A 4,721-nucleotide genomic window follows, 5' to 3' on the forward strand; every position below is an offset into this window, starting at 1 on the left:
GGCACCACCGGCAAGCCCAAGGGCGCCATGATCACCCACGCCAACCTGGCGGCCAACGGCGAGGCCCTGAAAACGGCCTGGGGGTTTACCGAACAGGACGTGCTGCTGCACGCCCTGCCCATATTCCACATCCACGGCCTGTTCGTGGCCTGCCACTGCGTCCTGCTCAGTGGTGCGCGCATGATTTTCCTGCCCCGCTTCGACGCCCGCGAGGTGATGAGCCTGCTGCCGCAGTCAACCGTGTTCATGGGCGTGCCCACTTATTACACCCGTTTGCTGGCCGAGGCCGGCTTCGATACCGGGGTGTGCCGCAACATGCGTTTGTTCACCTCGGGGTCGGCGCCGCTGCTCACCCAGACCTTCGACGAATTCCGCACCCGCACCGGCCATACCATCCTCGAACGTTACGGCATGACCGAGACCGGTATGAACACGTCCAATCCGCTGGACGGCGAGCGCCGCGCCGGGACGGTCGGTTTTCCGCTGCCCGGCGTAACGGCGCGCGTGGTCGACGCCGAAGGGCGCGAGGTGCCGGCCGGCGAGACCGGCCAGCTGCAGGTGAAGGGCGGTAACGTGTTCAAGGGTTACTGGCAGATGCCGGACAAGACCGCCGAGGAATTCACCGCGGACGGTTATTTCAAGACCGGCGATCTGGCCTGCGTCGATGCGGACGGTTACTTCTCGATCGTCGGACGTGACAAGGACATGGTCATCAGCGGCGGCTACAACGTCTATCCGAAGGAGATCGAGCAGCTTATCGACCAGCTCGACGGAGTGGTGGAATCGGCCGTCATCGGCGTGCCGCATCCCGACTTCGGCGAGGGCGTCACCGCGGTGCTGGTGTGCAGGAGCGGATCGGACCGGCCCGACGAGGCGTCCGTGATCCGGCATCTGAAAACGGCGCTGGCCAACTACAAGGTGCCCAAGCGCGTGTTTTTCGTGGACGAGTTGCCGCGCAACACCATGGGCAAGGTACAGAAGAACGTGCTGCGCGAGCGCTACGCCGATACTTATACCCGTCCGGCTTCCTGAGCCGCTTGCCGGACAGATCAGACCGGCGGCAGTTCGATCTCCACGCGCAGCCCCTTGAGCTCGGGCGAGGCGCCGAAGTGCAGCTGGCCGCCGTATTCCCGCACCAGGTCCCGCACGATGGCCAGGCCCAGGCCGTAGCCGGGCACCGCCTCGTCCACGCGCTTGCCGCGTTCGGTCAGGCCTTCCAGGGCATCGAGGTCCGCTCCCGGGCCGTCGTCTTCGACCACCACATTCAGCCCCGCCTGTTCCGTCACGGAAATGCGCACCTTCGAGGCGGCCCACTTGCAGGCGTTGTCGAGCAGGTTGCCGAACAATTCCAGCAGATCCTCGCGGTCCAGGGTGACAGTCTGTCCGGGACGCATGCGCAGTTCGATGTCCAGGCCTCGCTCGCGGTAGAGCTTGCCCATTACCTCAACCAGGCGGGACAGCTCGGTATGCAGGTCGATGCGCGTGCCCGCCCTGAATCCGCCGGCCATGCGCGCCCGGCGCAGTTCGCGATCGATGCTGCCGCGCATCTCGGTCACGATGGCGTCGAGTTCCTTGTGGACCACGGCCGCCTGTTTGTCGTCGCTGATCTGCTGCAGCCGTGACAGCGGGGTCTTGAGTCGGTGGGCCAGATTGCCGGCGGCCGCGCGCGAGCGTTCCAGGCTGCGGCGCAGGTTGCCGAGCAGGTTGTTGAGGCGGTGCACCAGCGGGCGCACTTCGCTGGGCAGTTGTTCGCCCAGGGCCTCGCGGGTGCCGGCCTCGAGTTCATCGAGTTCGTGCTGCATACGGGTAAGCGGCCTGAGCAGGTAACGCACCACGAAATGCTGCAGCACCACCAGGGCGAACAGGATCCCGGCCAGGGTGAGGGCAAAGCGCTTGCGGAACACGGCCACGTCGCGGTTCAGTGCCGACATGTCTTCGGCGACACTGATGACGATGGGGGTGCCGCCGACTTCGATATGTCGGCGCCAGACCAGCAGCGGCTGATGTATGGGGCCTTTCAGATGCAGGATCTGATGCCCGCTTCCCGCCGGCAGGGCGGGCAATTGCAGCCGGTAGTCCCAAAGCGAGCGCGAGTCGAGGCGCTGGCCGGGCGTTTCGACCACGTAGTAATGCCCGGAGTAGGGGCGCAGGTAGATGGGTTCGATGTAGCGTTCGCGCACGGCCCAGTTGCCGTTGCGATTCTTGTGCAGCCCGGCGATCAGGCTCTCGCCGTCATGTTCGAGGCGCGAGGTTGCATAGCGTTCGGTCAGTTGCTGGGGAGCGTGGCTGGTCATGATCCAGACCAGGCCGAACAGGGCGAACAGGACAATCAGCAGCCAGAGCGAAAATCGGGCGTGCAGCGAATCCATTAATCGTGTTTTTCCATCACGTATCCCTGGCCGCGTCGGGTCTGGATGGCGTCTTTGCCGAGTTTCTGGCGCAGGCGGTTGATGTAGACCTCTATGACGTTGCTGTCGCGGTCGTTGTCGTATTCGTAGACGTGATCGGTGAGTTCGCTCTTGGACACGATGCGGTCCGGGTGCAGCATGAAATAACGCAGCACGCGGAATTCGGTGCCGGTCAGCGTATGGGTTTCCCCGTCGGGGGTGGTGACCGACTGGCGTTCCTCGTCGAGGGTCAGGCCGTTCAGGTTCAGCGCCTGGCCGGGCACGCCGCTGCGGCGGCGGATCAGTGCCTGGATGCGGGCGATGAGCTCCTCGGTGTGAAAGGGTTTGGCCAGGTAGTCGTCGGCGCCGGCCTCGAAGCCTTCGACCTTTTCGTACCAGGCGTCGCGCGCGGTGAGAATGAGCACCGGTACGGTGTTGCCGTCGGCGCGCCATTGGCGCAGTACGTCGAGGCCGGTTTTGCGCGGCAGGCCGAGATCGAGGATGACCAGGTCGTATTCCTCCTCGCGGCCCATGTGCTCGGCGTCCAACCCGTTGTCGACGCCGTCGATGGCATAGCCACGCGCATTGAGCGCCTCCTTGAGGTTTTGCGCAAGGGCGGTATCGTCCTCGGCGAGCAGCAGGCGCAAGGCTAAAAGCCTCCGGTTGACTTCCCCGTGGCCGCGACGGCGGCGTGTCGGGATGAGCTGTCCGCTTGGGTGTTCATCAGCGCTTCCTCAGTCTCCGTCGTTGCTCAGCCGCGCACCGGTTACGGCATTGTATTCGCGTTCGATGACGCGGCCATCGGGTGTCAGGAACTTGATTTCGTAGCGATAGGCGTCATGCGCCTCGCGCTCGATCGAAGCATCCAGCACGCGCAGGGCATCGTGGTGATGCATGTCCAGCAGCCGGTGCAATGACATGATCTTACCACTGTGTTCCAGTTCGCGGAGTTCTTCGCTGCTGATGGGCTGCTCCGCCTGATAATGATCGGCCTCGTCATGGCCGGGCATGCGATCCATGGGCTCGTTCATGCGTTCGGCGGGGCTGATCTCGGGCGGCTCCATGTCCATGCCCGGACCGTGGCCGCCCTGGGCAAGGGCGCTGCGGCCGGCCGTGGCGAGGAATGCCGCGAGAAACAAAATGGCGAATTTTCGGGTCGTGCTCATACTGCGTATTCCGGGAAAGTCGTCGGTCGGGGCGGGGTTGGCCCGCCCCTTCCGTCATTCATGGGTTCAGGTTGTTCAACGGCTGCGGCCGGCGCCGCTCCCGTTGCCCATACCATTACCCAGGCCGTTACCATAACCCATTCCGGTGCCTGCACCATTACGCGGCTGGTCGGGCAGGGTCTTGCCCTGCTGCTGGGCGCGCTTCTGCATTTCGGCATGCTGCTGCTGGCGGTATGCCTCGCGCTCCTGACGGGTCTTTTTCTCGCGCATCATTTTTTGATGCAGCGCGCGTTCCTCCGGCGTCATGAGCTGCGAGCCGGTGGTCTGCTCACGGACCCGAACCTGATCCCGCACGCGCAGTTGCGAATCGGTGCTCTGGTTTTGGGTCTGGACCTGCTCCTGGGTCTGCACGGCGTCAGCGGCCTGCGCGGGCAGGGCCGCGGCCATGACCAGCAGGCCGGATACGGCCGCGGCCAGCAGTGTCTTGTTCAGTTTGATGGTGGCGTCCATTTCATTGCTCCTCATGGAAACCTGCGACGCATCGCAGAAATGTTTTTCTACGGTTTCCATGTTACGCAGGCGAGCTGAAACCACGCTGAACGATCACAGGTCGCTGAGTCGTCCTCCATCGAGCAATGGCATGATCCAGTAACGCAGTTCGGCATGGTGGAAGTCGTGCTGCATGCCGGCCAGCATCTCGCGGGCACGGACCTGCGTGGTCTGAATCTGGAACTGGATGTTGCGTCGGCTGCCGCGCACCTGTTCGGCCAGGGTGTAGCCCTCGTGGCCTTCGCCGTGACCGTTGACGGGCGTACTCGAAAAACCGATCGGCTGTTCCTGGCTGATCAGCCAGTCCGACAGGGCGTCCTCCAGACTGGGCGGCACGGTGATCACCAGCAGGCACTTGTCGTCGCTCATGTCATTCTCCTTTGGCTTCACCGAAGCGCCGGTACAGGATCGGCAGCAGGATAAGGGTCAGCAGGGTGGAGGTGACCAGCCCGCCGATCACCACGATGGCCAGCGGTTTCTGGATCTCGGAACCGGGGCCGGTGGCGAACAGCAACGGCACCAGACCGAAGGCGGCGATGGTCGCGGTCATCAGCACCGGGCGCAGCCGGCGGGTCGCGCCGAGCACCACCACGCGCGCCATGTCCATGCCGGTGGCGCG

At 64.4% G+C, this 4,721-nt stretch carries 7 protein-coding genes; 1 reads left to right on the top strand and 6 read right to left on the bottom strand.

Annotated features, from left to right (window positions below; translation table 11 throughout):
• Positions 1-1,032 (top strand): AMP-binding protein (locus P8Y64_13595; protein MEJ2061497.1); only part of this gene is annotated, 1,032 nt, incomplete at its 5' end.
• 17 nt (positions 1,033-1,049) lie between these two features.
• Here P8Y64_13595 and P8Y64_13600 read toward each other — a convergent pair.
• From P8Y64_13600 to P8Y64_13625, 6 genes are all read right to left on the bottom strand, one after another.
• Positions 1,050-2,369 (bottom strand): ATP-binding protein, encoded by a 1,320-nt coding sequence (locus tag P8Y64_13600; protein ID MEJ2061498.1) that lies wholly within the window; start codon positions 2,367-2,369, stop codon positions 1,050-1,052.
• Complete coding sequence (locus P8Y64_13605) at positions 2,369-3,034, bottom strand: response regulator transcription factor (GenBank protein MEJ2061499.1); 666 nt, start codon at positions 3,032-3,034, stop codon at positions 2,369-2,371. The genes P8Y64_13600 and P8Y64_13605 overlap by 1 nt, the downstream gene beginning before the upstream one ends.
• An 87-nt stretch (positions 3,035-3,121) precedes the next feature.
• Positions 3,122-3,553: a hypothetical protein gene (locus tag P8Y64_13610; protein ID MEJ2061500.1), complete on the bottom strand. Its 432-nt coding sequence runs from the start codon at positions 3,551-3,553 to the stop codon at positions 3,122-3,124.
• Between the two features lie 75 nt (positions 3,554-3,628).
• Positions 3,629-4,078, bottom strand: coding sequence for a hypothetical protein (locus tag P8Y64_13615; protein MEJ2061501.1), 450 nt, complete (start codon positions 4,076-4,078; stop codon positions 3,629-3,631).
• 78 nt (positions 4,079-4,156) lie between these two features.
• A complete protein-coding gene (locus P8Y64_13620; GenBank protein MEJ2061502.1) occupies positions 4,157-4,471 on the bottom strand; it encodes a DUF3240 family protein in 315 nt (104 codons plus the stop codon).
• A gap of 1 nt (position 4,472) precedes the next feature.
• Positions 4,473-4,721: efflux RND transporter permease subunit (locus tag P8Y64_13625; GenBank protein MEJ2061503.1), on the bottom strand; the 249-nt coding region annotated here is incomplete at its 5' end.

The organism is Gammaproteobacteria bacterium, from assembly GCA_037388465.1.
Lineage (GTDB): Bacteria > Pseudomonadota > Gammaproteobacteria > SpSt-1174 > SpSt-1174 > JARRKE01.